The following is a 25,925-nucleotide window of genomic DNA, read 5'->3' on the forward strand; positions in this document are numbered from 1 at the left end:
CATATTGGTATACTATTGGGAAGAGGAAAAAAGGGCGGCTTTAAGCCCGCCCACGGAAAGGTGAGCGTATGATAGACACTGTCAATATATTGGGCATCCCATTTTCCAAATTGACCATGCACGAAACGGTAGAGCTCTTATCTGAACACATCCGGCAGGAGCAGCCGAAGCTGTTCCACCTGATCACCGCCAACCCGGAGATTGCCATCGTCCGCCAAACGGACAAGCTGCTGCAGACCATCATCGCCGAAGCGGATCTGATCACGCCCGACGGAGCGGGCATCGTGATGGCCTCCAAGCGTAAGGGCGACCCTGTGCCGGAGCGTGTTACCGGATACGATCTTCTCCTCCGTCTTTTGGAACAGGGAAATGACCGGAAATGGAGCTTTTACTTTCTGGGGACGGACGAAACTACCAGCCTGGCTGCAGTGGAAAATATCCAAACCCGCTATCCCCAAGTGGTGGTGGCAGGCAGACATAACGGATTTTTCTCCGGGGACGAGGAGCTCTCCATTCTGCAGGAGATGAAACAATCCAAGCCGGATGTGCTGGTTATCGCCATGGGCGCGCCTTACACGGACAAGTGGATTTACCGGAACAAGCGGGAGCTGGACGGGGTGAAGCTGGTGTTTGGCGTGGGTGGAAGCCTGGATGTAATCTCGGGTAAGGTGAAGCCCGCACCGGCCATCTGGAAGGCTATGAACCTGGAATGGCTGCACCGGCTGCTGACGGTTCCCGTGGCCAAAGGCCAAAAGTCCCGGTGGCGGCGGCAATCCGCTTTGCCCAAGTTTTTTTACCGGGCGGTTATCCGGAAATAGAGGATCTTACAAGGGAGGATGATGCCTCTCTTTTTTTGCGGGTGGCGGAATGAACCATTATTTTAAAATCCATGATATTTATATATTGACTATATTGTGTGTCATACAGTATATTAACAGTGAGGTGATGATATGGAATCCATCGACGAGCTCATGAACACATTGATCGTGGAGCTCAAACGCGGAACGCTGGTGCTGTCAGTATTGAGCCAGCTGCGGTCGCCCGAATACGGCTACTCCCTGGTCCAGAAGCTGGAGGAGAAGCAGGCCGCCATTGAAGCCAACACCTTGTACCCGCTCCTGCGCCGGCTGGAGAAGCAGGGCCTTCTATCCAGTGAATGGGATACCACCGAAAGCAGACCGCGGAAATATTATATGCTCAGCCCAACCGGCAAAGCGGTTTATGAGAGGCTGAAGGACGAATGGATGCAAATGAGCAGCCAACTGGCCATGTTATTGAAGGAGGACGATGAGAAATGACTCTGATTGAACGGTATATTGATGCGGTGGCAGACCGCCTGCCGGAGAAGCTCCAGTCGGATGTGAAGCTGGAGCTGCGGTCCAATATTTTGGATATGCTGCCGGATGATCCCAGCGAGGAGGATATCCGTCAGGTACTGGAATCCATGGGAGACCCTGCGGAGCTTGCCCTGCAATACTCTCCCACCAAGCGGTATTTAATCGGTCCGGCTGTGTATGACCGGTACATCGAAGTGCTGAAGCTGGTATTGGGCATTGTGGCGGTTACCTTCACGGTGCTGATCAGCCTAGATTGGATGTTCGACGATGCGGGAGCATATAATGCGGCCGAAAGTATAGCCAGCTACATCGCAGGAACGGTAGGCGGGGTGATTGAAGGATTGCTTCAGGCTGCTCTATGGGTGACGATTATATTTGTGGTTCTGGAGCGCAAGAATGTCCTGGGCGGTCCTACCTTCACGAAGGCCAAACCTTGGCGGATCGAGAATCTGCCCAGCCAGTCCCTGTCCAAGAGGAGCAAAATCTCGAAGAGCGGTACCATTATCGGTATTTGCGCCGCCATATTTTTCACCTTCCTGCTTCTGACCCGCCCTGAAGTAATCAGTGTCATTTCCAGTAATCCGTCCGGCAGAACCGTTACACCTCTTTTCAACACCGAGCATTTGTCCGTTTACAGCATCTTTATTCTGGTAGCCGGCCTGTTCGCTCTATTGTTATCCATATGGAAGCTGGTACTGGAGAGATGGACGTTCCCGCTGGCCGTCGGCAACACACTGTTCAATCTTCTGATCTGTGCTTTGATCACAGTGATGGTCAATGATGAAGCTTTGTGGAACGTCTCTCTGCAAAGCACCTTCAACGAGATTTTTGCAAAAGCAGGCTCCGATGATCTCATCACCTGGTCCAATAACAGCGGTTATGCTTTCATCCTTGTGGTTGTGGTTATCAGCGTCTGGGACTCCGTGGACGGTTTCCTGCGGAGCCGGGGTTCGAGACGGTAAACAGAAGAACTCCCCCTTCGGCCTTGAAGGGGGAGTTTCGTTTATTCTTTTACAGAGCCTACCGTAATGCCGCTGACGAAATATTTCTGCAGAAACGGGTACAAAAGCAGGATGGGCACCGTAGCCACCAAGAGTTGGGCCGCCCGCAGGGATTTATTGGAGAGTTTTCCCAATAGGTCCAGATCATCCTTGGTCAGCTTGCTGACGTCAATGGTGACGATCATCTGCTTCAGATAGGTCTGGAGCGGCCACAGCTTATTGTCGTTGAGAAAAAGGAGTCCCGTAAACCAGTCGTTCCAATGGAACACCACCGCGAACAGGGACAGAGTGGCCACCGACGCCATCGAGACGGGCAAATAAATCCGGAACAGCAGCGTCAGATGGCCGGCGCCGTCCATCATGGCAGACTCGATCATGCTTTTGTTGATCCCCCGGAAAAAATGCATCATCATCAGAATGTTGAAAATCTGCACCGCACTGGGCAGCACCAGGGACCAGAAGCTGTCGATAAGGCCCATGCTTTTGACGATGAGAAAATAGGGGATCAGCCCGCCGTTGAACAGCAAAGGTACAATGTAGAACCAGATGATGGTGTTGCGCCCCTTCATCTCCTGTGGGGTTTTGGATAAAGGATAGGCGGTCACCAGGATCAGCAGCAGGTTGATGGCCGTACCGGTCACCGTCCGCAGCACGGAAACGCCGAAGGCCTGGAAGAAGGCGGTGTTGCCGAACACCTTGCTGTATGCCTCCATGTTGAACCCAATCGGCACAACCGTCACCCGGTTGGCCAGAGTAGCGGCGGAATCGCTCAGGGAAACCGCCAGCAGATGGACAAAAGGAAACGCACACAGCAGGGCAAGCAAAGCAAGCAGCGTATTGTTCAAAAGCTCAAAAATACGGGAACCCGCCGATTTATCGTATGGCAAGGGTAGCACCTCCTGGGAGCTTTCCGTAGGAAAGCTTGCTTCGTAAGCATAGGCTGAACTTTGCCTCTGGCAAAGTTAACTTCGTAAGCTGGGGACGGCGGATTCGGCGTTGTTGGCGGTATGGAGGGGCCGGGGTAAGCAGGGTTTGCCGGGTCATGCTGCGTTTGCGGCAGGGGCTAGAGCTTGCCGGGGCGCTAACGGAACTGAGCGACTCTTAAACAGCAAATATCTGCGTTCTGCACCTGTAACGGAACTCAGACGCCCTTAGGAGTGAGAACGCGGTGTTTTTGCAGCAAATTTTGCCTGTAAGAGCTTCTCAGTTCCGTAAGAATTTAATTCGCGCATCATTCATCGGCTAAGCGTCGCGTAGTTCCGTTAGCGCCCAGCCAAACACAACCAACCCGTTGCCCCAGCACAGTTAGTAACCAAATCCAACCGCCTCCTGCCCCAGCCACATCCCCCGCCCCTAAAACAGCCGATATCCTGCAAACCGGGCAGCCGCCCAGTTGGACAAGGCGATAAACAATAAACTAACAACCGACTTGAACACCCCGATAGCCGCCGACATGCTGTACTGCATCTGGAGAAGCCCCTGCCGGTAGACGAAGGTGTCGATAATGTCCCCCGACTTGTACACCGCGGGGTTGTACAGCACCAGAATCTGGTCGAAGCCCGCGTCCAGGATGCTGCCCAGGCTTAAGGCCCCCAGCAGAATCATCGTTGGCACCAGGGAGGGCAGGGTAATGTAGCGGATTCTGCCCCACCGGCCCGCCCCGTCCATCGTTGCCGCCTCATACAGCTCCGGGTTGATGGTGGTCAGCGCCGCCAGATACAGGATCGCCCCCCAGCCGAAGCTTTTCCAGACCTCCGTGGCCACCAGCGTAAACTTGAACCAATCATTGTCCCCCAGGAAAAATACCGGCTGACCGCCAACCGCCTGAACCAAACGGTTGACGATCCCCTCCGTGGACAGCAAATCCATAAAAATCCCGCCGATAATCACCCAGGACAAAAAATGCGGCAGATACACAAAGGTTTGAACGGTCCGTTTAAAAAGTCTGCCCCGGGCCTCATTCAGCAGCAGTGCAAAGACGATCGGCGCCAGCTGGCCGAACAAAATCTTCAGCCCCGCGATGGCTACTGTGTTATACAAAATTTGCCCAAAGTCCGGCATCTGGAAGATGAAGGTGAACCACTCCAGCCCCACAAAGTCGGAACGGAGCATCCCCTTGGCCGGCATAAAATTCTGGAAGGCGATCACAACCCCATACATGGGGGCATAGGAGAAAATCAGCAGAAACACCGCTGAAGGCAGCAGCATGAGATACAGCACCGGGCTGTTGGCCAGGCCTGCGCTCCGGGCAGGTCTGCCAAGCAGGGCGGATATTCTCCGCCCCCCTTGCTGCCGCAACCCCCTCTCCTCCGCTCGCCCGGGTGGGCCGGACGCAGAACCACCGGGCTGCACCTCAGCCGCATATTGCCCAGTCCTGTGCTTGCCGCTTCCCTCCGCCTGCCGCCAGCTCTTGCCTGCCGCCGGCCGCCCACTTTTCACCGCAGCCTGCATCCCCCCTGCCGACCGCTCTACTTGTTGGCTTGGTACCATGCGTTAATCTCCTTGGTGATGTCGTCGCCGCCGCCCTTTTTCCAGGAGTCCACGAACTTGTCGAAGGCAGCAGCAGGCTCCTGGCCCATGATGATCCGGGCGAAGGTTTCCGCCTCCAGCTTATCCAGATACGCTTTCTTTTGGGTCATGGCCGGGGTAGGCACACCCGGGTACACATTGGCGGACACATAGCTGCCCTTCTCCCGCTCCAGCCAGGTGCTGAGCACGGATTGGAAGGCGTTCGGCCGCTGGGGTTCGGCGGACAGCCCGTCGTAATCATTAACCTCGCTGGCGTTCAGACCGTCCTTGCTCCCCTTCTGCAACGCTGCCGCAATCCGCTCCAGCCGGTTCACTGCCTCGGAGCCCAGCCGCCCCTGGAAGCCCCAGGCATTGGCGTCATTGTCCGGGAAGTCGTTGAACCAGCCCCAGCCCGGCTGCCCGTAGCTGTATTTGAACAGGCTGGCATTTTTCTCCGTGGGATTCAGCGGGGTTTGCAGGGCAGTCACTGGATACTTGAACTCATACTTGCCCGCCAGCTCCTTGCGGATCACCTCATTGCTGCGGTACAAGGAATCCAGCTGCATGTTGTATAAGGCAATGATTACCTCAGGCTGCTTATAGCTTTTGTTGATGGCCACCCCGTAATTGGACACCGTATCGATGATGACGCTGCGTTTGCCGTTGTCCCCCTTCAAGGTGGGCAAAGCCGCCATATTGGCCTTGGGCACATTCTTCCACATATCCGGGAACGGGAAATACACATTCCACCACTGCCCGTTGGTCCAGGTCAGGGTATTGCCAGACGTCAGGTCGCTGATGGTGTTGTCATTGTTCTTGGCGATGAATTCCCGGTTGATGTAGCCCTTGGCATACCAATCGTGGAGCTTCACCAGCGCCTCCTTCATCTGGGGCTGGATGCTGCCGTAAATTACCTTGCCGTCCCCGTCCAGCCGCCACTTCTTGGGCTGTGCATCGAAGGCCTGGGTCAGCAGATCAACCCCCAGCATATCCTTATCCAGCACCATGCCGGTGCCGTTGGGATACTTACCCTTGTAGGCGGCCAACACCTCCTCCATCTCCGCCAGAGTGGCGGGCACCGGCTTGCCCAGCTCCTCCAGAAGATCCTTGCGGATCCAGTTGGTGCTCCAATATGCCATCCGGTCGATCATTTTGGGGAAGGCATAAATTTTACCGTCGATGGTAAAAGGGGAAAACAGCTTGCCCTTGGCATCCTTCTGGGCCAGCTCAATCACATGCTTCAGCAGCGGGGAACCATGCTTTTCGATCAGATCGTTCAGCGGCGTCAGCACACCCTGCTGGGCTAAATTGCCGAGAACGGGTGCTTCGGCCCCGATCACATCAGGCAAACCGCCGCTTGCCGCTCCAATATTTAGCTTCTGCACATCAGTCTCCAGATTGGGGGTGATCCACTTGGGCTTGACGATAATGCCCAGGTCATTCTGAAGCCAACGGGTATAGCCGTTGTTCTCCAGGGAATCTCCCGGCTGGTAGACGGTTCCTTCGGTGTTGATCTTGTTCTGGGTAAAGGTTACCGGCGGATCGAACTTCTTAAAGCCGGCCCCGCCTGCTGTCCCTTTTCCCTCCGGCTGAACACTGCCTGCCGGACTCACACTGGCACCGGCCTGGGGCTCCGCCTTTTCCTCCGTCTCCGAACAGCCTGCGGCAAACAGCGCCAGCGCCAGTCCGGCGGCGGCCACCCTCCACGTTTTGCCCATTCCCGCTCCCCCTTTGGACCATCTTCATTTCGGCTATCGTCCAGAAGTCTGACCGACAGATAGGTAAATACATAAGGTTTCATTCCTTACCGGGAAAAGAGTGCCTTGGATGCTCAAACACGTTTTGTCGGCCTTGATTGGATCGGAATTATAAGGGTTCAAAGCCGCCAAAAAACTCGCCCTCATTCCACATGAAAATGTATTTACCCTCTCGTTTCATCTGCCAGACTGCTCAGCCGGTTGCTTCCATCTTAAGCAGCATGGCGCCCCCGCTCCACGCCCTTATCTAACCTTTCTTGCCTTCCCGTGACTATTTGCCGCAGCCGAAACATGATATCCTACATATATCCAACGGAGAAACCACATGTTTATGTAAGCGCAATCATAATAAAGAGAACCGTCCACAAGGGGGAAAACTGGCATGCGGCAGCTATGGAAATCATCCGTTGCCCGGAATATGATTGGCGGGTTCCTTGTGGTGCTGCTGCCATTGGCCGCCACGTACTGGTACACCAATGCGGCCAGCATGGAAGCTGTCCGGGAAGAGGTGGTGGCCTCCTCCTCCAAGTCCCTGTTGCTCCTAACCAGCCAATTGGAATCCACCCTGGGCAAATTCGAGAGCTTAACCTACTCGCTGGCCAGCGATAATGAGCTCAATGCCGTTAACCAGGCCCCCTACGAAACCGGGCATCTGTGGACCTACGTGCAGCAGCTGCGCCAGCTTCAATTTTACAGCAATACCGCCGATCTGGAGGGAGATATCACCATCTACCTGCGCGACAAAAACCGCAAGCTTTCCTCCAAAGCAGGCTTTGGCCCTATTGAAGAGGACGCCCCTCTATTTGTGCGAGAGATTGCCATAGCCGAAAAAAAATGGTTTTTCCGCATGAAGCCCGGTCGCGGCAATACCAGCCAGCCTCTCTCCCCCCAGGAGCGGGAGCAGCGCACCGTGCTGACCTTCGCCAGAGGCTCCGGCGTCCAGTCGGATAACGGAGTCATTGTCTCCGTAGATATTCCCGTGGCCCAGCTCCGGCCCCGGATGGAGGTGATGCAGGGGCGGGAACAAGGCACCGCCTTCATCTTCGGGGAACAAGAGGGCGATATCTTCTCCGCCGATGCCGGCACCGAGCTGTCCACGCTCCAAGCCGTCATTGCAGGCAAAGCCGAAACCACCGGACGTTTCACTTACTCCCACATGGGCCAAAAAAGCATCGTCCTCTTCGACAAATCTGCTGGCCCCGGCCTGACTCTGGGCATGCTGTTTGCCGAGAAGCAGATCATGAAGCCTATCCACCGTATCCGGGCCTGGACCATCGGCGTGCTGTGCGGCTCTGCGGCCCTTGGCCTGCTCTACACGCTGTTCGCCTACCGGAAGCTCCTGCGGCCGGTGCTGGTGCTGGTGGAGGCCATGGGCAAGGTCAGGCTGGGCCGGCTCAAAACCCGGATTCCAGACCCGCCGGCCAACGAGTTCGGCTTTGTTTATACCCAGTTTAACAACATGGCCGACGAAATCGATACCCTGGTCAACGAAATCTATGTGGAGCGCCTCAACCAGCAGCAGGCCCAGCTGAAGCTGCTTCAGTCCCAGATTAATCCCCATTTTCTCTACAACTGCCTCAACTTCATCTACCAGATGTCCATGGGCGAAAACAACGAGGCCGCCGCCAACATGTCCTTATATCTGAGCAAATACTTCCGGTACGCCACCAAAAGCGACGTCCACTATGTAAGCCTGCGCCAGGAGCTGGACAATATCGACGCGTACATCCAGATCCAGCGTTTGCGTTTTTCGGGGCGGATCACCTTTTCCATCGATATTCCCGATGCCTTACTCTATACGGCCATTCCCAGACTCACCCTGCAGCCCCTGGTGGAAAATGCCTTCGTCCACGGCATCGAGGCCGGCGACGGCAGCCCCAAGCATATCGCCATCCGCGGGCACCGGGAAGAGGCGTGCATCCATCTGACTGTGGAGGATGACGGCAAGGGGGTTACGCCGGAGGAACTCAGCCGGCTGCAGCAAAGCCTGGAAACCATGGAGCATGAGGAGTTCGGCTGCGGGCTGAACAATACCCATTGGCGGCTTGCCCTGCGGTACGGGCCGGGAGCCGGACTGAAGCTGGAGCGCAGGCAGACCCACGGCCTGACTGTCCATATAATGATTCCTGCAGAGGAGGAACGGCCCCGTGTACAATCTGCTGATTCTTGATGATGAGCCTGCGGTGGTAAACAGTCTGGCCCACAATATCGATTGGGAGGAGCAGGGCATCGCCCATGTGTTCAAAGCCACCTCCGCCGTCCAGGCGCTGGAGCTGATGCGGGAATACCGGACCGATCTGGTGATATCGGATATCCGGATGCCCGGCATGGACGGTCTGGATTTTACGGAGGCCATCCGCAGTCTTTCGCCCCACACCAAGGTGATTATTATCTCCGGGCTGGATGAGTTCCGTCTGGCCCAACGGGCGATTCTGCTGAATGTCTTCCGCTATATGACCAAACCTGTCCCCTACATGGAGCTGGTTCAGGCTGTGCAGGAAGCACTGACAGCACTGGAGTCGGAGCTGGAGCAGCACCAGCTGCTGGAGAATGCCGGGTTGGCTATGGACAGCGCCCGCCCCATTCTACAGGAGCGTTTCCTGCAGCAGTGGATCGTCCGTGGAGGGGGCAAAACCGCCAAGGGTCCTACCTCCCTTGATCCTTGCGGCCTGGAGATCCGGGAGGATGACCCCTGCCTGCTGCTTCTGGTCCGGGTGGATGAATGGCCCCGGGAGGATACGGACCCGTACCAGCGGCTGAAGCTGCAGAAGCTGGTGGGGGAGATTCTGTTTCATGGCACACCGTGCATCATGTTCAATGACTTCGAACGTCAGCTTGTGGTGCTGGTGCAGCAGAACAGCGAGGCCAAGCTCCAGGCTGCCAAACGCTATATGGAGGGGATGGCCGAGCTTCTGCTCAGCACAGCCAAACGTTCCTTGGGATGTACCCTGTCGCTGTTTTGGAGCGGGCGTTTTTTTGCAGCGGGGACTGTTCATGAGGAATATATCCGTCTGAAGGAACGGGCCAGGTTCACGCTGGCCTGGGAATCGGGGATTATCCAAGGAGCCGCTCCAGAAGCGGGAGGCTGGGATGAGGAGGAGCAATCGCTGTTTGGCTATCCCGGCTTCGAGCAATGGGTGGAGCGGCTGGATAAGACCCAGGCGCTCTATCATCTGCGGCATTGGTTCGACGGTGACGGGGGAATGAAGCCAGCCCGGACCTATGATATGCTGCTGCTTCTGTACAATACGGTATCCGCCAGCCTGATCAAAGCCTCCCTGAAGCGGAAGGTTCCCCTTCAGGAGTGGGCCAAGGAGGAAACCTCCATTTTCTATGCCATGCAAATCCCCGCTACTGTGTCCCGTCTGCGCGCCTGGGCTCTCCGGGTGACGGAGCTGTATATGGACTATATGCTGGAGCGCTCCCAGCATGCCACCAGCCGGCTGTTGGCCCAGGCCAAACAGCTTATTAACAGCGGGCTGCTGGAGGATTTTACGGTACAGGACATTGCCATGAAGCTTCATGTGCATCCCAATTATTTATCCCGGCTCTTCACCAGGGAAACGGGCATAACGCTAACGGAATATACCGTGATGCTGCGGATGGAGAAGGCCAAGGCGCTTCTTGCCTCTCCCGGGTGGAAGGTGTTTCAGGTGGCGGAGGAGGTGGGCTACGTAAGCGTCTCCCACTTCAACCGGACCTTCAAGCGCCACACCGGTATGAATCCGAAGGAATATCAGACGTCTCTGGCGGTGCCGGAGCAGTAGGCGCTGCGGCCCCAAGCAAAATTTGGCACAAAAATTATCCTTTTTGACACGATCGAAATGGCTATTAAGTATAAGATAAGAGGGTATCAGGTCCTTGATACTCCTTTTTTTGTATATGCTTGCATTCAAAAGCGGCAGATATGCTCAGGGGCTTGAGGTGAACAGAATCATAAATTAGAAGGGAGAAAGAGAATGAAATTAAAACACGCACCAATCAAGAAAGTCACTGCCGCTTGTTTGAGCGGGTTGATAGCGCTTTCAACAGCAATGACAGTGGGCGGAGGTACGGCACAGGCAGCCTTTAACGGGGCAGACATTCCTGCATTTCCCGGTGCGGAGGGCGGCGGCGCTTATACCAGCGGCGGCCGGGGCGGCGATGTGTACATCGTTACCAATCTGGAGGACAATGAAACCGGTAACCCCCTAATTGACGGCTCTCTTCGTAAGGGGATCATGGAAACCCCGGCAGGGGGCCGTACCATTGTATTTCATGTATCCGGTACCATTCAATTGAAGAGTACTCTTCGCATTAGCGGCAAGAATCTGACCATCGCCGGACAAACTGCGCCAGGCAACGGCATCACCCTTGCCGGGTATGAAACCAATATCAGCGACTCCGAAAATATCATCATTCGTTATATGAAATTCCGTCCGGGTGCTACTAATGTCCATACTGGAAGCGATTCCATGGACGCGCTGTGGGGACGGGATAATAACTATTTTATCATCGACCACTCCTCCTTCAGCTGGAATACAGACGAGACGCTGTCCCTCTACCGGGGCCAGAATGGTACAATTCAATGGTCAACCGTATATGAAAGCCTGACCCTCTCAGGCCACTCCAAGGGGCGCCACGGCTACGGCGGTATTGCCGGCGGAGACAAAACCACCTTCCACCATAACCTGTATATGAACCACACCTCCCGGAATCCCCGGTTTGGCGGCGGTTATGGCGGGAAAGCGGACAAGGATCATGTAGCGGTAGTGCAATTCTCCAACAATGCCATTTACAATTGGGGCTTTAACGGTCCTTACGGCGGCGGCTTTAACTTTGTCAACTACATGAACAACATCAACATTGCCGGACCTGGTACACGGGACAATGTGAAGGACCAAATCATTGACGCCGGTGAAAAGGGCAAGCTGGGCGGCTTCTATGTTGCCGGAAATAGCATTAACGGTAAAACCACAGGAGTATTGGACGCCACCTATACACCTTATTTCAAGTTCTCCGGCGACTTGGACGGGGATCAAAAGACCGTGGTACGAACAACACCATACCGTTCCGGAGACAGTACGGGTGTCACCAAGAACGTCTATAACGCAGGCTTTGATGCTTATCTGGATAACAGCATCACCGAGGCCAATAGCGCCCTCTTGGAGAGCATTCTGCAGAAGGCCGGGGCCACCTATCCCCGCCGTGATGCTATTGATGCCCGGATTGTGGCGGAGGTAAGGAACGGCCTGGGAAGATATGTGAACGTGGAGCAAGAGGTAGGGGGTTATGTATCTCCCTTCGGCGTCATTGAAGCCGAACATCCGGCAGATTATGACACCAACCTGAACGGCATCGCCGACTCCTGGGAAAAGGCCAAAGGCATCTGGGGTGTGGCAGACGCTTATAAGACTGCAGCACCTAACGGTGGAGGCTACACCTGGCTGGAGCAGTACATGAACGGCCTCGTAGATATGGAGCATGTTGCCGAAAATCCGGAGGTGACTTTGGCAGCGCCTCTAAATCAGACCATATTCACGGACGACCAGGACGTGCCTGTGGCAATCACAGCTGCATCCAACTTTGGGAACTCCATTGCCAAGGTTGCTGTGTATAACGGATCTGAATATCTGGGAGACGCCACGCCTGCAGGCGAAAATTATGTGTATACCATTCCAAAAGATACATTGAATGACGGTACCTATTTCATTTCGGCAAGAGCAACGGATTCCAAGGGCAACGCCACCCAGTCCACTGCAGCGACAATTCATGTGAATACCGTCAGCGGCGCATTGGCTCAGGACGGCTGGGCATCCCGTGATATCGGCGATCCTGATCTGGATGGCTCCGCCAGCCTGACAGACGGCGTAATGACCGTTAAGGGCAACGGCAAGCTGGGTATCAGTGAAGGAAGCAATGAGACCTCAGGGGAATATTATTCTCAAGCCGAGGACGACTTCCACTATGTTTATAAGAAAGTAACCGGCGATACGGAAATTGTCACCAAGCTGGAATCCATCGGCGCAGTAGACAATCATGCATTCACAGGCCTCATGATCCGGGACAACCTGCAATCCGACAGCGCGGCGGCCATTCTGGGCATGTCCTGGGTGAAGATCTCCAAAGCATACTGCTGGTCCGCTTATCTGGCTGCACGGCCGACCAATGGCGGCAATATGGATGTTCTGACGGAAACATTGGATTCGGTGGCTGCGGCTAAAGCAGCCGGCATCGATCTGGTGGCAGATATTGGGTTTAAGAAAGCAGGCGTGGAACAAGGATACTGGCTTAAGCTGAACCGCACCGGCGATGTTTTCACCGCTTACGGGTCCATTAATGGCAGTGACTGGACCAAAATCGGCGAACGCACCGTACCGATGAATGAGTCTGTTTACGTAGGCTTTGCTGTAGACAGCAATGACGTCGCCAATAAGATTGAACAGCTGAACTATGCGAAGTTCTCCAATATCCAGCTGACAGGCGAGGTTGGATACGGCTTGTCCATCGGCGAGGAAAAAACCGGCGGCGCCGGTTATACCCGGGATATCACCATTACAAAGGGCTCTGTGCCGGAGGATGCGTACCTGGCGGTTCAATTTACCGAAGGTACAGGCGAAGCTGCCAAGGTTTCCGTGGTGGTCACTTCCCTGTCCGATAACAAAGCAACCGTCTCCTACCAAAAGCCCGGAACCAAGATTGAAGCATGGCTGGTCAGCGGTATGCCGGATTTGACAGGCGAGGACCTGAATACGGAAGTCTATGCACACAGCAGCACCAACTAAGACTGGAGGAGGCAGAACATGAGACGAATGAAACTTGCAGTGCTGGCATTGGCGCTGCTTCTGTCCGCCTTCTCCGCCCCAATCGCCTCTGCAGCGGCAGCCGTTAAGGCTGTTTACAGTGGCGGAGTGGTGGAGGTATCCGGCAGCGGTTTTGCAAGCAGTGAAGCCTATACCGTACGTGTGGTTAATCAGGCGGAAAACTATGTTCAAGCTATGGCCCAAGCCACAGCAGATGCCAACGGAGCCTTGAAGGTATCCGTCACAACCGGAAAATTGAGTGCGCTGGAGCAATTCCGCGTATATGTGAACAGCAAGGACGGTGCTTTGGCCGCACAAGCTTTGTCCATCACCGGCAGCGTTGTTCCTCCTGTCAAAACCTATAAGGTTGTTTATCATGGGAACGGACAAACCGGCGGCAGCGTTCCTGTTGACGAAAAGCAATACAAGCCCGGTGACGAAGCTGTGGTACTGGGAAATATAAATCAATTGTCCAAAAGCGGTTATACCTTCGCAGGCTGGACCACGGATGCCACAGTTACAGGCCACGTATATGCGGCAGGCAGCAAGCTTGTAATGGGAGCCGGCGACTACAACCTGTATGCCAAGTGGAATGGGGTGGAGCAGCCTTCCAGTCCCGGCGGAGGTTCCTATTCACCCCCCGCTACCACCGATGAAAAGATTGCCGAAACGGCAAAGGACGGGATTTCCACAGCTTCTGTGTCGGTTAAGGGAGCATTGGATGCCGCAACTGGAAAGTGGACAGCCGCCCTCTCCGAGAAAACGGGAGCTACTCTTCTCGAAACCGCCAAAAAGGCGGAAAGCTCCGGCAATAAAGCGGTGGTGGAAATAAAAGCCGCCACCGATTCCACAGCCTCCCCCACCTCCATGGAGCTGACGCTTCCAGCCGGTTTGCTGGGGCAAATCAGCAAGGAGACCAAAGCGGATGTGCGGATCGATGCGGGAATCGGCCAGCTGCTGCTTCAAGCACAGACTGTACAGGAAATTGCCGGTCAAGCGGGAACCAATCCTGTGACGCTTACCGTCAGCAAGGTGGACACCACGCTGCTGCCTGCTGCAGCACAGACTGAAATTAGCGTCGGGCCGGTGCTGGATATTGTGCTGAAGGCAGGCAATACTCCCATCACCAGCTTTGGCGGAAAACAAATCGAAATCAGCATTCCGTATACCAAAAAGGCCGGTCAGGATTCCAATGCCATCATTGTGTACTATGTGAATCAGGCAACCGGCAAGCTGCAGGTGATGAGAGGCGCTTATGAGGAGTCAGGCGCCAAGGTCTCCTTCACAACCTCCCACCTGTCCGTTTATGCAGTGGCTTACAATAAGGTGAGCTTCCAGGATGTGAAGGCCTCCGACTGGTTTGAACAGGCCGTTACCTTCATAGCCGCCCGGAAGATTACCGACGGCACAGAGGAGAACCTTTACAGCCCAGGGCAATCTCTGACAAGAGGCCAATTCGTTGTACTGCTAATGCGTGCTTATCAAATGGAGCCGATGGCCGGCGCAGCCGATAACTTCGCCGATGCAGGCGGTGCCTACTATACCGATTACCTGGCTGCTGCCAAACACCTGGGCATTGCCGAAGGTGTAGGCGACAACCGCTTCGCTCCGGAGCAGGAGATTACGCGGCAGGAAATGTTCACCCTGCTGTACAAGAGCCTGAAGCTGATTCAGGAGCTGCCGGAGGCTTCCGGAAGTCAGAAGCTGTCTGACTTCAGCGATGTGGATCAAGTCGCACCTTGGGCAAAGGAAGGCCTGTCCCACTTCGTCCAAGCAGGAGCCGTTAGTGGCAGCAACAACCAGCTTTACCCCGGGCAGACTGCAAGCCGGGCGGAGATGGCCCAGCTGCTGTACAACCTGCTGAAGCCTTAATCTATTTTTAACTACCGAAAAGAGCCGGCTGCTTCGCGCAAGCCGGCTCTTTCATTATTTTCATAACCCCTAAATCCCCAGCTCCTGCATCCTCGCAAGAACCGCCTTCACCCGGCTGTCCATATCCTTCGCACCGTTCCCCGGCCGGGGAAGCAGCAGCTCGCTGACAATAGCCCCGTCGCGCATAAACAGGATCCGTCCGGACCGCGCCGCAACCTTGGCGTCATGGGTCACCAGCACCACCGTGGTCCCCTCTTCGTTTATGGCGGCCAGCAGCTCCATTATCTCCTCTGCCGCCGACGAATTCAGTGCTCCCGTAGGCTCATCGCCGAAAATCACCTGCGGATTGCCCATTAAAGCGCGGCAGATCCCTGCCCGCTGAAGCTGGCCGCCCGATACTTGGGCGGTCTCTCTTTTTTCCAGCTCCGCAATCCCCGTTTTCTTCATCAGCGCCCTAGCCTTCTCCACAAGTCCTGAGGCGTTTTTGCGGTTGTCCCGCATGGATGGGAGGATGATGTTGTCCAGCAGGTTCAGATTCTTTAAGAGGGTGGGCTGCTGGAACACAAAGCCCATCCGGGTACGGCGGAGATCCGCCAGCTCCTGCTCGGGCAGGGCCGACAGCTCCTTGCCTTCGAAGATTACCTGTCCTCCGTCGATGCTGTCCATGCCGCTTAAGGCGTACATCAGGGTGGATTTGCCCGAGCCCGACGGACCCATCACCGAAACAAACTCCCCCTCCCGGATTTCCACGGATACCCCATCCAGGACTCTGGCCTTTTCAATGCCGGCTCCGAAGGATTTGACTATTTGCTCACCGCGTATCATCGTTTTCATGGTCTACTCCTTCATGTACCGGGATATTTGAATGTCACCTGCTCCCCGGGTGCCCGCCACAGTGGCCAGCATAACCGAAGCTGCCATCGCCAACGGACAAACCAGATAAGCCGCTAGGGGATTCACCGTAAACTCGAAGGCTGAGGCGCCAAAGGAGGAAATCGCTGCTCCCGCCACCACCTCGCCCAGGGTGTTGGCCAGAATCAATCCAAGCACAATGGCCACTACCAGCACGGCTGCTGCGCGAGAGGCGTATTGCCTGGCTATATCCGCCGCCGTAAAGCCCAGTGCCTTCAGAATGGCAATGGAGCTTCTGTCCTTGGCCATCAGCAGCTTCATAAACAATAGCGTAACCAGGAACATAAGCGCCAGGGCAACGGCAAAGGCGGCATAAGCTGCCTTACCGACAGCACGGATGGTGGAGCCGAAGGTTTTGGCCATATACGCCTCAATATCCGACACCTTGGCATACCCGAAGCGCTCCGCATATTCCCTCACCTTGCCGGGGACAGCCGCCGGATCGGCCAGCTTGGCATAGATAACGCTGCGCATGGTTTCCCCGCTTGTTGCCCCAAACACCGCCTTGGCCGTTTTGCCGCCATTGGTAATGTCTGAATAAAGGCCGCATACGGTTAGGATGCTTTCTTTTCCATCCACGAGGAGGGTCAGGGTATCGCCCACACCTTTGCCCAGCTCCTCCCCGTTCAGCACAGACAGCGCAATTTCGCCGTATGCGGTGGGGGCCCGGCCCTTGGCATAGCTGACCGGAAAGACCTCATGGTCCCCCAGCTCCACATACAACCGCTCCTCTGCGCCATTTGCCGAACGGGCGGTAAAGCTCCGTGTGGTCAATACGGTATGCTGCGTTACGGCATTGTCACCCTCCAGCGCCTTGGCAATGCCGGCGGACTTGCCGTCAATATCGTCAGTTTGCTGCAGGTCGAAGCGCAGGTCCGCCTGCCCGATGCCCATATAAGTGCTGAAGCGCTCCGAGGAAATGGTGCTGTACAGGTTCTGGGGCACGGTCATAATAAACGCCGCGATCACCAGCACCGCAAGCATGGTAGCATAGAGCTTCTTGCGGGAGAGCACATCTTTGATCCCCAGGAATAGGTTCGTATCCATCAGCCTGCTTCGGCTTAAGCTGATACCACCGGTTTTGCGTGACCGCTCCTGCGGCATACCGAACCGGATGGCCTGGGCGGCAGAAATCCTCTTAAACCGGGCCAATACCCGGCTCACATAAGCCAGGATTACCAGGAATACCAGCAGCACGCCTGCCAGACCCGCCAGCAGAGCCGTCCCCTCATGCCCGCTTTCACCCATAGACAGCCTGATCTGCTCCAGCAGCAGCCCCTTGAACAGCAAGGATAATGAATATCCCAGAACACAGCCAATAGCAGCAATAGCTGTATATTTAGCCAGATACAGTTTTTTGATGTCGCTTACCCGAAGCCCGATGGCTTTCAGAACACCGATTTCCCGGTAATCCTCCTCGATCTTGGCCAGCAGGGTGAAACGGATGCACAGCATGGCGACGGCCACCACCAGTGCGCTCATCAATAGAATTACCGCGATCATCATTCCGTCGGAAATGGCATTGAGCATTCTGAACAGCGGATAGGTTACCGTCGGACCGTTCGCTTCCATCCCTGCGGAAGCATAAGCCGCTTCGAAGGCCCCCAGCTCCGACAGCTCCTTCAGCCGGAATTCAATCAAATATTCAATGCTGCCCTGGTTGCGAAGAGCCGCATAATCCTCCCCGCTGACCAGAAACCGCTTGGAGGAGGACAGGGTGGAATTCATCTGGGAATCCCGGAGAAAGCCGGCCACCGTCAGCTCCCGACTGCCGATCACGGCTTTATCGCCAACCCTTGCGCTGTGGTCCTTCATATAGGCAACCGGAACGTACAGCTCTCCTGCCGCCGGGCGGATGATGTTCCCATCCAGGTCCAGCAGATAGTCGAAGCGTTCACTTTGGGTGCTGAAGCCGTTGTCCTGGGCGCTGTCGGCCAGGGATTCCCCGCCCAATACGATCCTCGCCCCCTCCACATTCAGAAACTCCAGCACCTGGTAAGCCTCCACATTGCTGTTCCGCTCCGCAAAAGCGGCAAGCCGTTCCCGGTCCAGAGGACCCGCATGCATCTGCATAAAATGAGGGGTTTTGGCCTTCACCATCATGGCATCAATGGACCCGGTCAGCTGGACGGCAAGCAGCGCCGCCAGTGACACCAGCATAGCCGCCGCCCCAACAAACAACGTGGTAATCAAGGTGGTCGCCTTGCTCTTCCGCACATCATTGCGGATCATTCTCGCGAACATCATACCCCTCCTACTTCCAGCCTCTTCACGGACTTCACCTGGTACAGCAGAATCGAGGTCAGGCATAACAGTCCTCCGGCCACCATAATCAGAAGCCCCGTACCTCTGCCCGCACCTGTGCCGATCAGCCTTCCGATATTTCCCGCAAGAGCTCCCCCGTCTGTCAGAAGCGGGTTAAACACATAGTCCGCCAATACGCCCGAAACCGCATAAGCCGCCACATACCCCAGCTGGGAAATCAGCCCGATCAGCCCCCAGGCTCTGCCTTGTTTGCTGTTCTCGATATTGGTGCGGGTCAGGAAATCCAGGCTGGCATTGGCGAAGGGCAGCATAGCGAAGAAGAAAAAGCCCGCCGCGCTGATCCATACCATACTCTCCCTCATGCCAAAGGCCGCCATTCCCAGCCCGGCAAAAAACAGGGAAACGGAAAGCAGCTTCACGTAGCCTTTTTTGATGGGCAGAATGCCAACAACAACGCTGGTGACCAGCATCCCCGACGCAGCGATGGTGATGATGGTTCCCAATGCGGCACTATCCGAAAAAGCCAGCACCAACGGCGTGGCGAGGGTCTGGATGAAACCCAGGAAAAAGGTAATGACCGAGGCTATCATGACCAGAACCAGCACACCCCTGTTTTCAGAAACGGCAGCCCAGCCCTCCTTCAATTCCCGGACAAAGGATTGGGGGGAACTATTCCATTGTGAAGCAAGGCCCTTGCGCACCACCAAGGTGGAGGTGACGGTTAGGAAAAAGGTGCATATATCCAATAGAAGAAGCAGCTTAATATCCGCTACCGTGAGCAAAAACCCGGCGATCACCGGCGAAATAAGAAACTTGGCGGACCCGGCCAGCTGGACAAAGCCGCTTGCCTTGGTGAATTGCTCCGGTGTAAGCAAATCCGTCACAGTAGCCTTGTAGGCAGGGTCCAGGAGGGAGGAAAAGATGGAGCTGACCGTCACTCCCAGGTAAATCTGCCACAGCTGCACCTCGCCGCGCAGCATACAAACCAGAATAAACACCAAACCCAGGGCAGAGAGACTATCCCCCAGCACCATCAGCAGCCGGCGGTCATAACGGTCCGCCAGCACCCCGGATATAGCGCTTAGCAGCAGTCCAGGCATAAAGGCAAACAAGGTAACAAGCGCTACTGCAGAGGCCTTGCCTGTCAGACCAAATACAAATACGCCCAGGCCAAAGGAGGAAAGCCCGCTGCCAATGGCAGAAACCAGCTGGCCTGACCACAGCAGCATAAATTTTCCGAAGGGATTCCCCGTCCTACTCATGGCCGCCTTCCCCTCCGAACATCCGCATGGCAGGCGCCAGGCTTCCCGGCTTTGCTCCCAGCAGCCGCTCTATGTTGTGGATGAGCGCCGGAATACGTGCTGCCAGCTCCTCCTCCGTCAGACCGGCTCCATCGTCAAATACCGTATTGGCATAGATCACCACCATCTCCATACATTCGTAAGGATGTGGTGTGTTGAACAGCCCTTCCTCTATCCCATCCCGGATCATGTCTGCCAAGATAGGGGTTAAGCCGCTGACGATCATCCGCTGGATCTTCTGGTGCATCAGCGCGTTCTGGGGCTTGTGGATATGCTCCATCACCTCTTCACCGCCTCCGCCGCCTACATTCATGGATACCACGGTGCGAATGATCCGCTCCACGACCGGTATGCTCTTGTGACCCGCTACCTCCCGGGCTGCAGCCATCAGCCGGGTATTGTACCGTTCGATGAGGGCGTCCATAATATCCTCTTTGGACTTGAAGTGGTAATACAGCGTGCCCCGGGCAATGCCCACCTTCTCCAAAATATCGTTGGTGCTGGTGCCGTCGAAGCCCTTCTGGCCAAACAGCTCATCCGCCGCATCCAGTATTTCATCCCTGCGTTCCTCGGGTTTCTTCACTATTCTCATGGTGTGCTGTCCCTCCCCGAATTTTATAGACCGACTGTCTGTCGGTAATATCATGACATATCCCCCTTGTGATTGTCAAGGAGGTGTATGCCTCTGGGAGAGTGTGTTTGCCGTCTTAGAAGGGGCTGGCTAACTCCTGCGTGCTGCCTTACCTCCCTCCAGGTGAGTGGTTAAATTTCTAACGGCGGTGAGAGACGCTATTTGCCCCAAAACGGGGTGCTGCAAAATCTAACGGAAGCAGGAGACGTTATTGGGCTAAAAAAGGGGGTTCGGCGGGGTAAAAAGCTCAAATAGCGGCTGTGGCCGCCGTTAGATTTTTTGAAGCGGTGTTTTCGCTGAAATAAGGTCTCTGGCCGCCGTTAGAATCTGGCAAATAAATATTCATCGAGTTTCATTCCTTACCGGGAAAGAAGTCTCTTGGAGGCTCAAAAGCCGCCAAAAAACTCGCCCTCAAGTCACTTCTTCCCTCCCAGTCATTCCACAAGAATATTTATTTGCTCGTTTAGCCCCAAGCTTCTAAACCAGCTCCAGCAGCCCCATCTCCAGGCAGGTTTCCAGGTCGAAGGTTTTCACCCCAGCTGTAAAGCGGATGCTGATTTCCTTATGCGTCAGACCGGAGATGGTGCCGCTGCCGAACACCCGGTGCTTGACGGACTGCCCCTTGGCCAGGTCGGACCGCTGGCGGACGGCGTTGGAATTGGCGGCAGCCTGCCGGCGAGAAGCCCGCTGGGTGTTCGCACCTTGCCGGGACGCGGCAGTCTGTTTCCTTTGCTCTGCTATCTGTTTGCTCAGCCCCGAAGCCTGTTTATTCTGCCCTTCCGCCCGTTTGCTCTCTGCCTGCTGCTCCGGCGGATTGAGGATATTCCTCACATCGCTGATAAACCGGGATTCGGAGGTTTTTTCCCCGTCCCGCTCCTTGTAGGAGATCATCTGGAGGTTCACCTTGGCCCGAGTCATGCCTACATAAAACAGCCTGGCCGCCTCCTCCATCAAGGCCTGCTTCACCTCCGGCGTCCCCCGGTCATCGTCCTTGGAGGGAATAACCCCCTCCACCAGATCGATCATGTACACATGCTCGAATTCCAGACCCTTGGCGCTGTGGAAGGTGGAGAAGGTGACGGCATTTTGCCCCTTGCGCCGTTTGGATTTCTTGAGCTCCGCCTCCAGATGCTTCAGCCGCTCGTGGAATTGCACCATGGTCTCCAAACCCTCTGCAATCCCCTCCAGCGTGTTCAGAATCCCCAGCAGATACTCCTTGCGGAAGCCCAGCCGTTCGCACATCCGCTCGATGGCTTTTTCGTAACCCAGCTTCCCGCGGATGGTCTTGATGGCATCCAGAGGGGGAGTGCCACGCATCTGTTCGAAGGTTTCCTTGCATTCCTGCAGAAGCTTCACCTGGTAATCCTGGATGGGCGCATACTGCTGGAGGTTATCGAACACGGACTCATTGTTGTCGATGCCTCTTACGGACTCCATCTGCTGGCGGGTAATGTACGCGTTCAGCTTCAAATGGATTTTCTCCAGAATATCCGTCCGTTTGTCCGAAAAGGTTAACCGCATAAAATTCAATACGTCCTCAACCATCCAATGGCTAAAGAACCGGACATCCGCATCCTTCATATAAAAGGGGATCCCCGCCCTGTCGAAGGCGTTCATGAGCGCAATGGAGGAGGAATTGTTCCGGTACAGAATCGCCGCTCCGCTAAGGTCCTCAATGCCTTTTATCTCCTGAACAAGATACTGGGTTTGGGATTCATAACGTGAAAAGCTCTTGTGCTTAATCCTTCCGCGTGAAGGATTATGGGTGAACATATTCTTGGCGTAGCGGTTCTTATTGCGCTTAATAAACGCATTCGCCACATGAACAATCCCCTTGGACGAACGGTAATTTTGCTCCATATAAAGAATGGCCGCATTGGGATACACGTCCCGAAACCGGAGGAGGTAGGAGGGTTCGGCTCCCCGCCAGCTGTAGATGGACTGATCATCATCCGCCACAATGCACAGGTTCCCATGCTCCCGGGCCAGCTTCTCGGCAATGGCATGCTGGACCAGGGAGGTATCCTGGCCTTCGTCGATGAGAAGGTAATCGTAGCGCCGCTGGTATTTGCGCAGCAGCTCCCCGTCCTCCTCCAGCGCCAGCTCCGCCCAAGTGAGCATATCGTCGAAATCCACCAGCAGGCTGGAATGCCCCGACTGCTTAAACCTCTCGTACTCCTGGAGAACCAGCTCCGCCTGGGGCACATCGCATTTAACGGACTTCCACTCGTCCGGCGGCAGCATCTTGTTTTTGATAAAGCTGATATAGGTGGTCAAATCCTCCAGCTGGTCATCCGTTATCCGCTCGCGGGCAACAGAGCTGTAGAGGTCCCGGAGAATGATTTTTTTGTGGAGGGGCAGCTGGCCGTTCTCCTGGAGGATTTCCTGCTCTTCTGTGGAGATGTCGCCCTCAATGATCTTGAAGGTCGTTTTCCTCTTCCAGAAATACTCCCGCATCACCTCGAAGGCGAGGCTGTGTATGGTGGAGAAGTCCACAGGCGGCAGCTCCGGGAAAAACCGGCTGAACCGCTCCTTCATATCCATTGCCGACGCCTTGCTGAAGGTGACCGCCTTAATCCGCGAAGGGGCCACCCCCTTCTCCTGTATTAAATAGCCGGTCCGCATAATAATCGTTGTGGTTTTGCCGGAGCCAGGTGTAGCTAACAGCAGCATCGGCCCTTCGGTTTGCACCGCGGCCTTCGCTTGCACCTCATTCAATTCCACACCAAGCTCCGCTTTTTTCCGCTGAAAAAATCCGGCTGTGTCTCTCATACTCTTCCGTTCCTTTCTTTTGCTAAACCCTTACTGGCATTATATCATGTTGTGCAAGAGCAGAAAAAAACCGGGCGGACATCAGAGTACCTGACATCCATCCGGCTGAAACGGAAAAGCTGCCGCGAAGTGAGCGGGTTTTCAGATACGACTTAGAATATGGTAGGCACCATTCCCCCGTCCATCCGGATTGGAGAGCCCCTGAACGCAGACGCATGGGGGCTGCATAGGAATACAGCCAATCTGCCGATTTCCGCAGGGCGGATAAACCGCTGAATCTCCGATTGGGGCAGGCTGGAAGCCATAAACGCCTTTTCTTTTTCGGAAAAGGTCAACTCTTCGTTAGCATACAACCCCTCTATGATGTTCTGCACCTGCTCGGACAGGGTTGGTCCAGGCATAATCGTGTTCACCGTCACCTCTGTCCCCCTGGTTAAATCCGACAAGCTTTTGGACAGGGACAGCAACGCGGATTTGGTCATGGCATATTGCGGCATTTGACCGGAGGGCATAACCGCCTCTTCACTGGCGATGAACAGCACCCGGCCGGATTGATTATCTATCATTTGGGGCAGATAGAATCGGGACAGGCCATGGGCGGCAAAAACGTTGGTGCGAAAGTATCTCTCCAGCACCGCATCATCCACATCCTCATGCTTCATAAGCTCGTAGATGCCCATATTGTTCACCAGAATATCCACCTGGGGGAACTTCCGGAACAGCGCTTCCCGCTGACCAATGTCCACAAGATCAGCTGCGGCATTCTGCGGGCTGGTATCGGGGAAAGCAGATTTCAGCTCCTTCACCGTCTGCTCCGCTTCCTCCTCGCTGCGGCCGTTCACATATACATGCACACCTTCTTTGGCAAGCTCAAAGGCGATGGCCTTTCCGATCCCTTTGGTTGAACCTGTAACCAGAGCTGTTTTGTTGTGTAATCCCATATCCATGCCAGATGTCTCCTTCCAAGGCAGTTTGTTCAATGGATCGAGACTATCTTACCTTGGAGGGACGGCTGAAGTAACTAGCGGGCAACGCCAACATTCTAGCTGGACACGCCAATCACTATTCTCGGTTAAATGATGCCAACTCCGGAATGAAGCAAACGCCAATTGGAGGGGGTATCGCCTTCCCAGGACCGGAACGCCCGGTAGAAGGAATTCTGGTCTTCGTAACCGATAAGGAAGGCCACCTCCTTCAGGTCCAGTGACGGGTCCGTCAGGTATATCCGTGCCAGCTCATGCCTGGCTTCGGATAAAAGAAGCTTGAAGCTGGTATTTTCCCCGGCCAGCTGGCGCTGCAGAGTACGGGCACTTACCCCCAGCTCCCTGGCAACTGTCTGCACATCCGGAACCCCGGCGGTAAGGCTGCGTTTTAGAATCCATTTCACGGCTTCGGTTGTGGAGCGGGACTGCTGCTCTTCCAACGAACGCTCCACAGCGGGAGTCAGAATCTCCAGCAATTCATCATTGTACGTAAGAAACGGCCGGTCCAAATCCCTGCGTTGCAGCACCAGCCGGTTGTTGGACGCACAGGTCCGTACCGGACATCCGAAATATGCCTCCAGTGCCTGCACATCTCCCATCGCCTGGGCAAATTCCACCCCCCGCGCGGTAAGCGGCAGTCCTGTTCCCCGGCGGCCCAGCTCCAGGAGGAATGCCAGTGTGATGCCAGTGAGCACGGGTGGTCCAGCTTCACCGGGAGTTGACCAGGCCAATTCAATGATGCAGGAATCCCCTTCCTCGGTGATCCGCAGGCTTTCGGGAGGACACATCTGTTTATAACGGACCATCCGGTTCAGCGCATCGCCGTAACTGCGGGCATGATAGGTTGCCAGGACGGAGGGAGGGTATTGGGCGGTTTCAAAGGCAGCCGCCAGCCGGATGATGGCTTGCGCCGTGTCCCCGGTAACATCCGCATAGGCCTGCCACACGGCATAATATTGGGGTGCAGTCAGGACCGGCTGCGTCGCAACACTAAGCGGCAGCCCCGCTTTAAGGGCTATTTCCTCTGCAGCAATGCCCAGTTGGCCCAAGCCGGCCCAGATGCCAGGGGGCATTCTAATATTCATCACACGTTCCCAACCTTCCTGTCCAGCAATCGAATCCCCACCAGCATCAGCCAAGCGGTGAAAACAAGCTGTATCGCCAATACCGCCCCATTCCCCATCAGCCACGGGTAGGCGCTAGCAAAGGCTAACACTCCTGTCAAAAACCCCAGATAAGCCGCGGGTTTGCCGATTGGACTTTTCCGGATGGCAAAGGACAAGAGGATGATAGCTAAGCCAAATATAAGAAAAGCCAAATGTAATCCTCCATAGTACAGGCTTAGCACAAGCCTATAGCTTTCGGGAGACAACTCGATATCATAAACGGGATAGACCAGCCGGCCCAACACCACAACCAGGATCATATAAACAGGGATGTTTAGAGCCAATAAGCCACAGCCCAATAAGGCTTTGATCAGATCCGTCTTTGCCAGCACCCGGTATATAGCAACAACGGCGGGAATCAGCAGCAGCGCGGCAAACACCAACAGTTCATCCGCCATGGAAAGCTGGAGCTTCCATTCCGCCAGCCAGGCCAAAAGCTCCCCGTCCGGCGCCGGGGGATGGGGTACGGGCAAAAGAAACAGCTGCTGCGCCAAAAATAAAATCCCGGAGAGAATACAGGCTATCCCTCCAAGTTGAATCACGCCCATCTTCGATTTCATACCATGCGGTACCCCTCTCATTCCGGGTTTGTCCGGACAATGTTCATCCCAGACAATTTTACCACATGCAAGAAAAAA

Annotated in this window: 18 protein-coding genes; 7 read left to right on the forward strand and 11 right to left on the reverse strand. The window is 55.3% G+C overall.

Features of this window, described 5'->3' with window-relative positions; genetic code table 11:
• The first annotated feature begins 68 nt into the window (after window positions 1-68).
• The 3 genes from ACI1P1_RS16085 (at window position 69) to ACI1P1_RS16095 (ending at window position 2,299) form a co-directional block, all read left to right on the forward strand.
• Entirely contained in the window at window positions 69-818 is a 750-nt protein-coding gene (locus ACI1P1_RS16085; protein WP_416217444.1) for a WecB/TagA/CpsF family glycosyltransferase, read from the forward strand.
• Window positions 819-959: 141 nt separating this feature from the next.
• On the forward strand, window positions 960-1,298 hold the full coding sequence (locus ACI1P1_RS16090) for a PadR family transcriptional regulator (protein ID WP_416217585.1): 339 nt from the start codon (window positions 960-962) through the stop codon (window positions 1,296-1,298).
• Window positions 1,295-2,299 carry an HAAS signaling domain-containing protein gene (locus ACI1P1_RS16095; protein WP_416217445.1) on the forward strand — a complete coding sequence of 335 codons (1,005 nt, stop codon included), beginning with the start codon at window positions 1,295-1,297 and terminating at the stop codon, window positions 2,297-2,299. Before ACI1P1_RS16090 ends, ACI1P1_RS16095 begins: the two co-directional genes overlap by 4 nt.
• Before the next feature lie 41 nt (window positions 2,300-2,340).
• Here the strand turns inward: ACI1P1_RS16095 and ACI1P1_RS16100 are convergent, their stop codons facing one another.
• The 3 genes from ACI1P1_RS16100 to ACI1P1_RS16110 all read right to left on the reverse strand — a co-directional run bounded on the left by ACI1P1_RS16100 (window position 2,341) and on the right by ACI1P1_RS16110 (window position 6,564).
• Window positions 2,341-3,225, reverse strand: a complete 885-nt coding sequence (locus ACI1P1_RS16100; protein WP_416217446.1) for a carbohydrate ABC transporter permease — start codon at window positions 3,223-3,225, stop codon at window positions 2,341-2,343.
• A gap of 466 nt (window positions 3,226-3,691) precedes the next feature.
• Window positions 3,692-4,828, reverse strand: a complete 1,137-nt coding sequence (locus ACI1P1_RS16105; protein WP_416217447.1) for an ABC transporter permease — start codon at window positions 4,826-4,828, stop codon at window positions 3,692-3,694.
• Entirely contained in the window at window positions 4,807-6,564 is a 1,758-nt protein-coding gene (locus ACI1P1_RS16110) for an extracellular solute-binding protein (RefSeq protein ID WP_416217448.1), read from the reverse strand. The genes ACI1P1_RS16105 and ACI1P1_RS16110 overlap by 22 nt, the downstream gene beginning before the upstream one ends.
• Window positions 6,565-6,985: 421 nt before the next feature.
• Between ACI1P1_RS16110 and ACI1P1_RS16115 the strand changes: the two genes are divergently transcribed.
• The 4 genes from ACI1P1_RS16115 to ACI1P1_RS16130 all read left to right on the forward strand — a co-directional run bounded on the left by ACI1P1_RS16115 (window position 6,986) and on the right by ACI1P1_RS16130 (window position 15,257).
• Window positions 6,986-8,773, forward strand: a complete 1,788-nt coding sequence (locus ACI1P1_RS16115; protein WP_416217449.1) for a sensor histidine kinase — start codon at window positions 6,986-6,988, stop codon at window positions 8,771-8,773.
• The gene (locus ACI1P1_RS16120; RefSeq protein ID WP_416217450.1) at window positions 8,751-10,370 is read left to right on the forward strand and encodes a response regulator transcription factor; all 1,620 of its coding nucleotides are present in this window, start codon (window positions 8,751-8,753) and stop codon (window positions 10,368-10,370) included. Before ACI1P1_RS16115 ends, ACI1P1_RS16120 begins: the two co-directional genes overlap by 23 nt.
• 192 nt (window positions 10,371-10,562) lie before the next feature.
• Window positions 10,563-13,367, forward strand: coding sequence for an Ig-like domain-containing protein (locus ACI1P1_RS16125; RefSeq protein WP_416217451.1), 2,805 nt, complete (start codon window positions 10,563-10,565; stop codon window positions 13,365-13,367).
• Window positions 13,368-13,385: 18 nt separating this feature from the next.
• Entirely contained in the window at window positions 13,386-15,257 is a 1,872-nt protein-coding gene (locus ACI1P1_RS16130; protein WP_416217452.1) for an S-layer homology domain-containing protein, read from the forward strand.
• Window positions 15,258-15,326: 69 nt separating this feature from the next.
• Here ACI1P1_RS16130 and ACI1P1_RS16135 read toward each other — a convergent pair whose 3' ends face one another.
• From ACI1P1_RS16135 to ACI1P1_RS16170, 8 genes are all read right to left on the reverse strand, one after another.
• Window positions 15,327-16,091 carry an ABC transporter ATP-binding protein gene (locus ACI1P1_RS16135; protein ID WP_416217453.1) on the reverse strand — a complete coding sequence of 255 codons (765 nt, stop codon included), beginning with the start codon at window positions 16,089-16,091 and terminating at the stop codon, window positions 15,327-15,329.
• A gap of 3 nt (window positions 16,092-16,094) precedes the next feature.
• Window positions 16,095-18,413, reverse strand: a complete 2,319-nt coding sequence (locus tag ACI1P1_RS16140; protein ID WP_416217586.1) for an ABC transporter permease — start codon at window positions 18,411-18,413, stop codon at window positions 16,095-16,097.
• A complete protein-coding gene (locus ACI1P1_RS16145; protein ID WP_416217454.1) occupies window positions 18,413-19,696 on the reverse strand; it encodes an MFS transporter in 1,284 nt (427 codons plus the stop codon). The genes ACI1P1_RS16140 and ACI1P1_RS16145 overlap by 1 nt, the downstream gene beginning before the upstream one ends.
• Window positions 19,689-20,327: a TetR/AcrR family transcriptional regulator gene (locus ACI1P1_RS16150; RefSeq protein ID WP_416217455.1), complete on the reverse strand. Its 639-nt coding sequence runs from the start codon at window positions 20,325-20,327 to the stop codon at window positions 19,689-19,691. Before ACI1P1_RS16150 ends, ACI1P1_RS16145 begins: the two co-directional genes overlap by 8 nt.
• A 516-nt stretch (window positions 20,328-20,843) precedes the next feature.
• Complete coding sequence (locus tag ACI1P1_RS16155) at window positions 20,844-23,138, reverse strand: ATP-dependent helicase (RefSeq protein WP_416217456.1); 2,295 nt, start codon at window positions 23,136-23,138, stop codon at window positions 20,844-20,846.
• Window positions 23,139-23,290: 152 nt separating this feature from the next.
• A complete protein-coding gene (locus tag ACI1P1_RS16160) occupies window positions 23,291-24,085 on the reverse strand; it encodes an SDR family NAD(P)-dependent oxidoreductase (RefSeq protein ID WP_416217457.1) in 795 nt (264 codons plus the stop codon).
• Window positions 24,086-24,210: 125 nt separating this feature from the next.
• A complete protein-coding gene (locus ACI1P1_RS16165; protein ID WP_416217587.1) occupies window positions 24,211-25,206 on the reverse strand; it encodes an AraC family transcriptional regulator in 996 nt (331 codons plus the stop codon).
• Complete coding sequence (locus tag ACI1P1_RS16170; RefSeq protein ID WP_416217458.1) at window positions 25,206-25,847, reverse strand: hypothetical protein; 642 nt, start codon at window positions 25,845-25,847, stop codon at window positions 25,206-25,208. The genes ACI1P1_RS16165 and ACI1P1_RS16170 overlap by 1 nt, the downstream gene beginning before the upstream one ends.
• Window positions 25,848-25,925 lie beyond the last annotated feature (78 nt).

Origin of the sequence: Paenibacillus mesotrionivorans, from assembly GCF_046098205.1 — a bacterium.
In the GTDB taxonomy this organism is placed as follows: Bacteria; Bacillota; Bacilli; order Paenibacillales; family NBRC-103111; genus Paenibacillus_AR; species Paenibacillus_AR mesotrionivorans.

Bases quoted from the DNA above. Each gene is read 5' to 3' on its own strand.
- ACI1P1_RS16145 (WP_416217454.1), bottom strand. From the start codon at position 19,696: ATGAGTAGGACGGGGAATCCCTTCGGAAAATTTATGCTGCTGTGGTCA.
- ACI1P1_RS16160 (WP_416217457.1), bottom strand. From the start codon at position 24,085: ATGGATATGGGATTACACAACAAAACAGCTCTGGTTACAGGTTCAACC.
- ACI1P1_RS16165 (WP_416217587.1), bottom strand. From the start codon at position 25,206: ATGAATATTAGAATGCCCCCTGGCATCTGGGCCGGCTTGGGCCAACTG.
- ACI1P1_RS16170 (WP_416217458.1), bottom strand. From the start codon at position 25,847: ATGAAATCGAAGATGGGCGTGATTCAACTTGGAGGGATAGCCTGTATT.
- ACI1P1_RS16130 (WP_416217452.1), top strand. From the start codon at position 13,386: ATGAGACGAATGAAACTTGCAGTGCTGGCATTGGCGCTGCTTCTGTCC.
- ACI1P1_RS16085 (WP_416217444.1), top strand. From the start codon at position 69: ATGATAGACACTGTCAATATATTGGGCATCCCATTTTCCAAATTGACC.
- ACI1P1_RS16105 (WP_416217447.1), bottom strand. From the start codon at position 4,828: ATGGTACCAAGCCAACAAGTAGAGCGGTCGGCAGGGGGGATGCAGGCT.
- ACI1P1_RS16135 (WP_416217453.1), bottom strand. From the start codon at position 16,091: ATGAAAACGATGATACGCGGTGAGCAAATAGTCAAATCCTTCGGAGCC.
- ACI1P1_RS16110 (WP_416217448.1), bottom strand. From the start codon at position 6,564: ATGGGCAAAACGTGGAGGGTGGCCGCCGCCGGACTGGCGCTGGCGCTG.
- ACI1P1_RS16095 (WP_416217445.1), top strand. From the start codon at position 1,295: ATGACTCTGATTGAACGGTATATTGATGCGGTGGCAGACCGCCTGCCG.
- ACI1P1_RS16140 (WP_416217586.1), bottom strand. From the start codon at position 18,413: ATGTTCGCGAGAATGATCCGCAATGATGTGCGGAAGAGCAAGGCGACC.
- ACI1P1_RS16155 (WP_416217456.1), bottom strand. From the start codon at position 23,138: ATGAGAGACACAGCCGGATTTTTTCAGCGGAAAAAAGCGGAGCTTGGT.
- ACI1P1_RS16115 (WP_416217449.1), top strand. From the start codon at position 6,986: ATGCGGCAGCTATGGAAATCATCCGTTGCCCGGAATATGATTGGCGGG.
- ACI1P1_RS16150 (WP_416217455.1), bottom strand. From the start codon at position 20,327: ATGAGAATAGTGAAGAAACCCGAGGAACGCAGGGATGAAATACTGGAT.
- ACI1P1_RS16125 (WP_416217451.1), top strand. From the start codon at position 10,563: ATGAAATTAAAACACGCACCAATCAAGAAAGTCACTGCCGCTTGTTTG.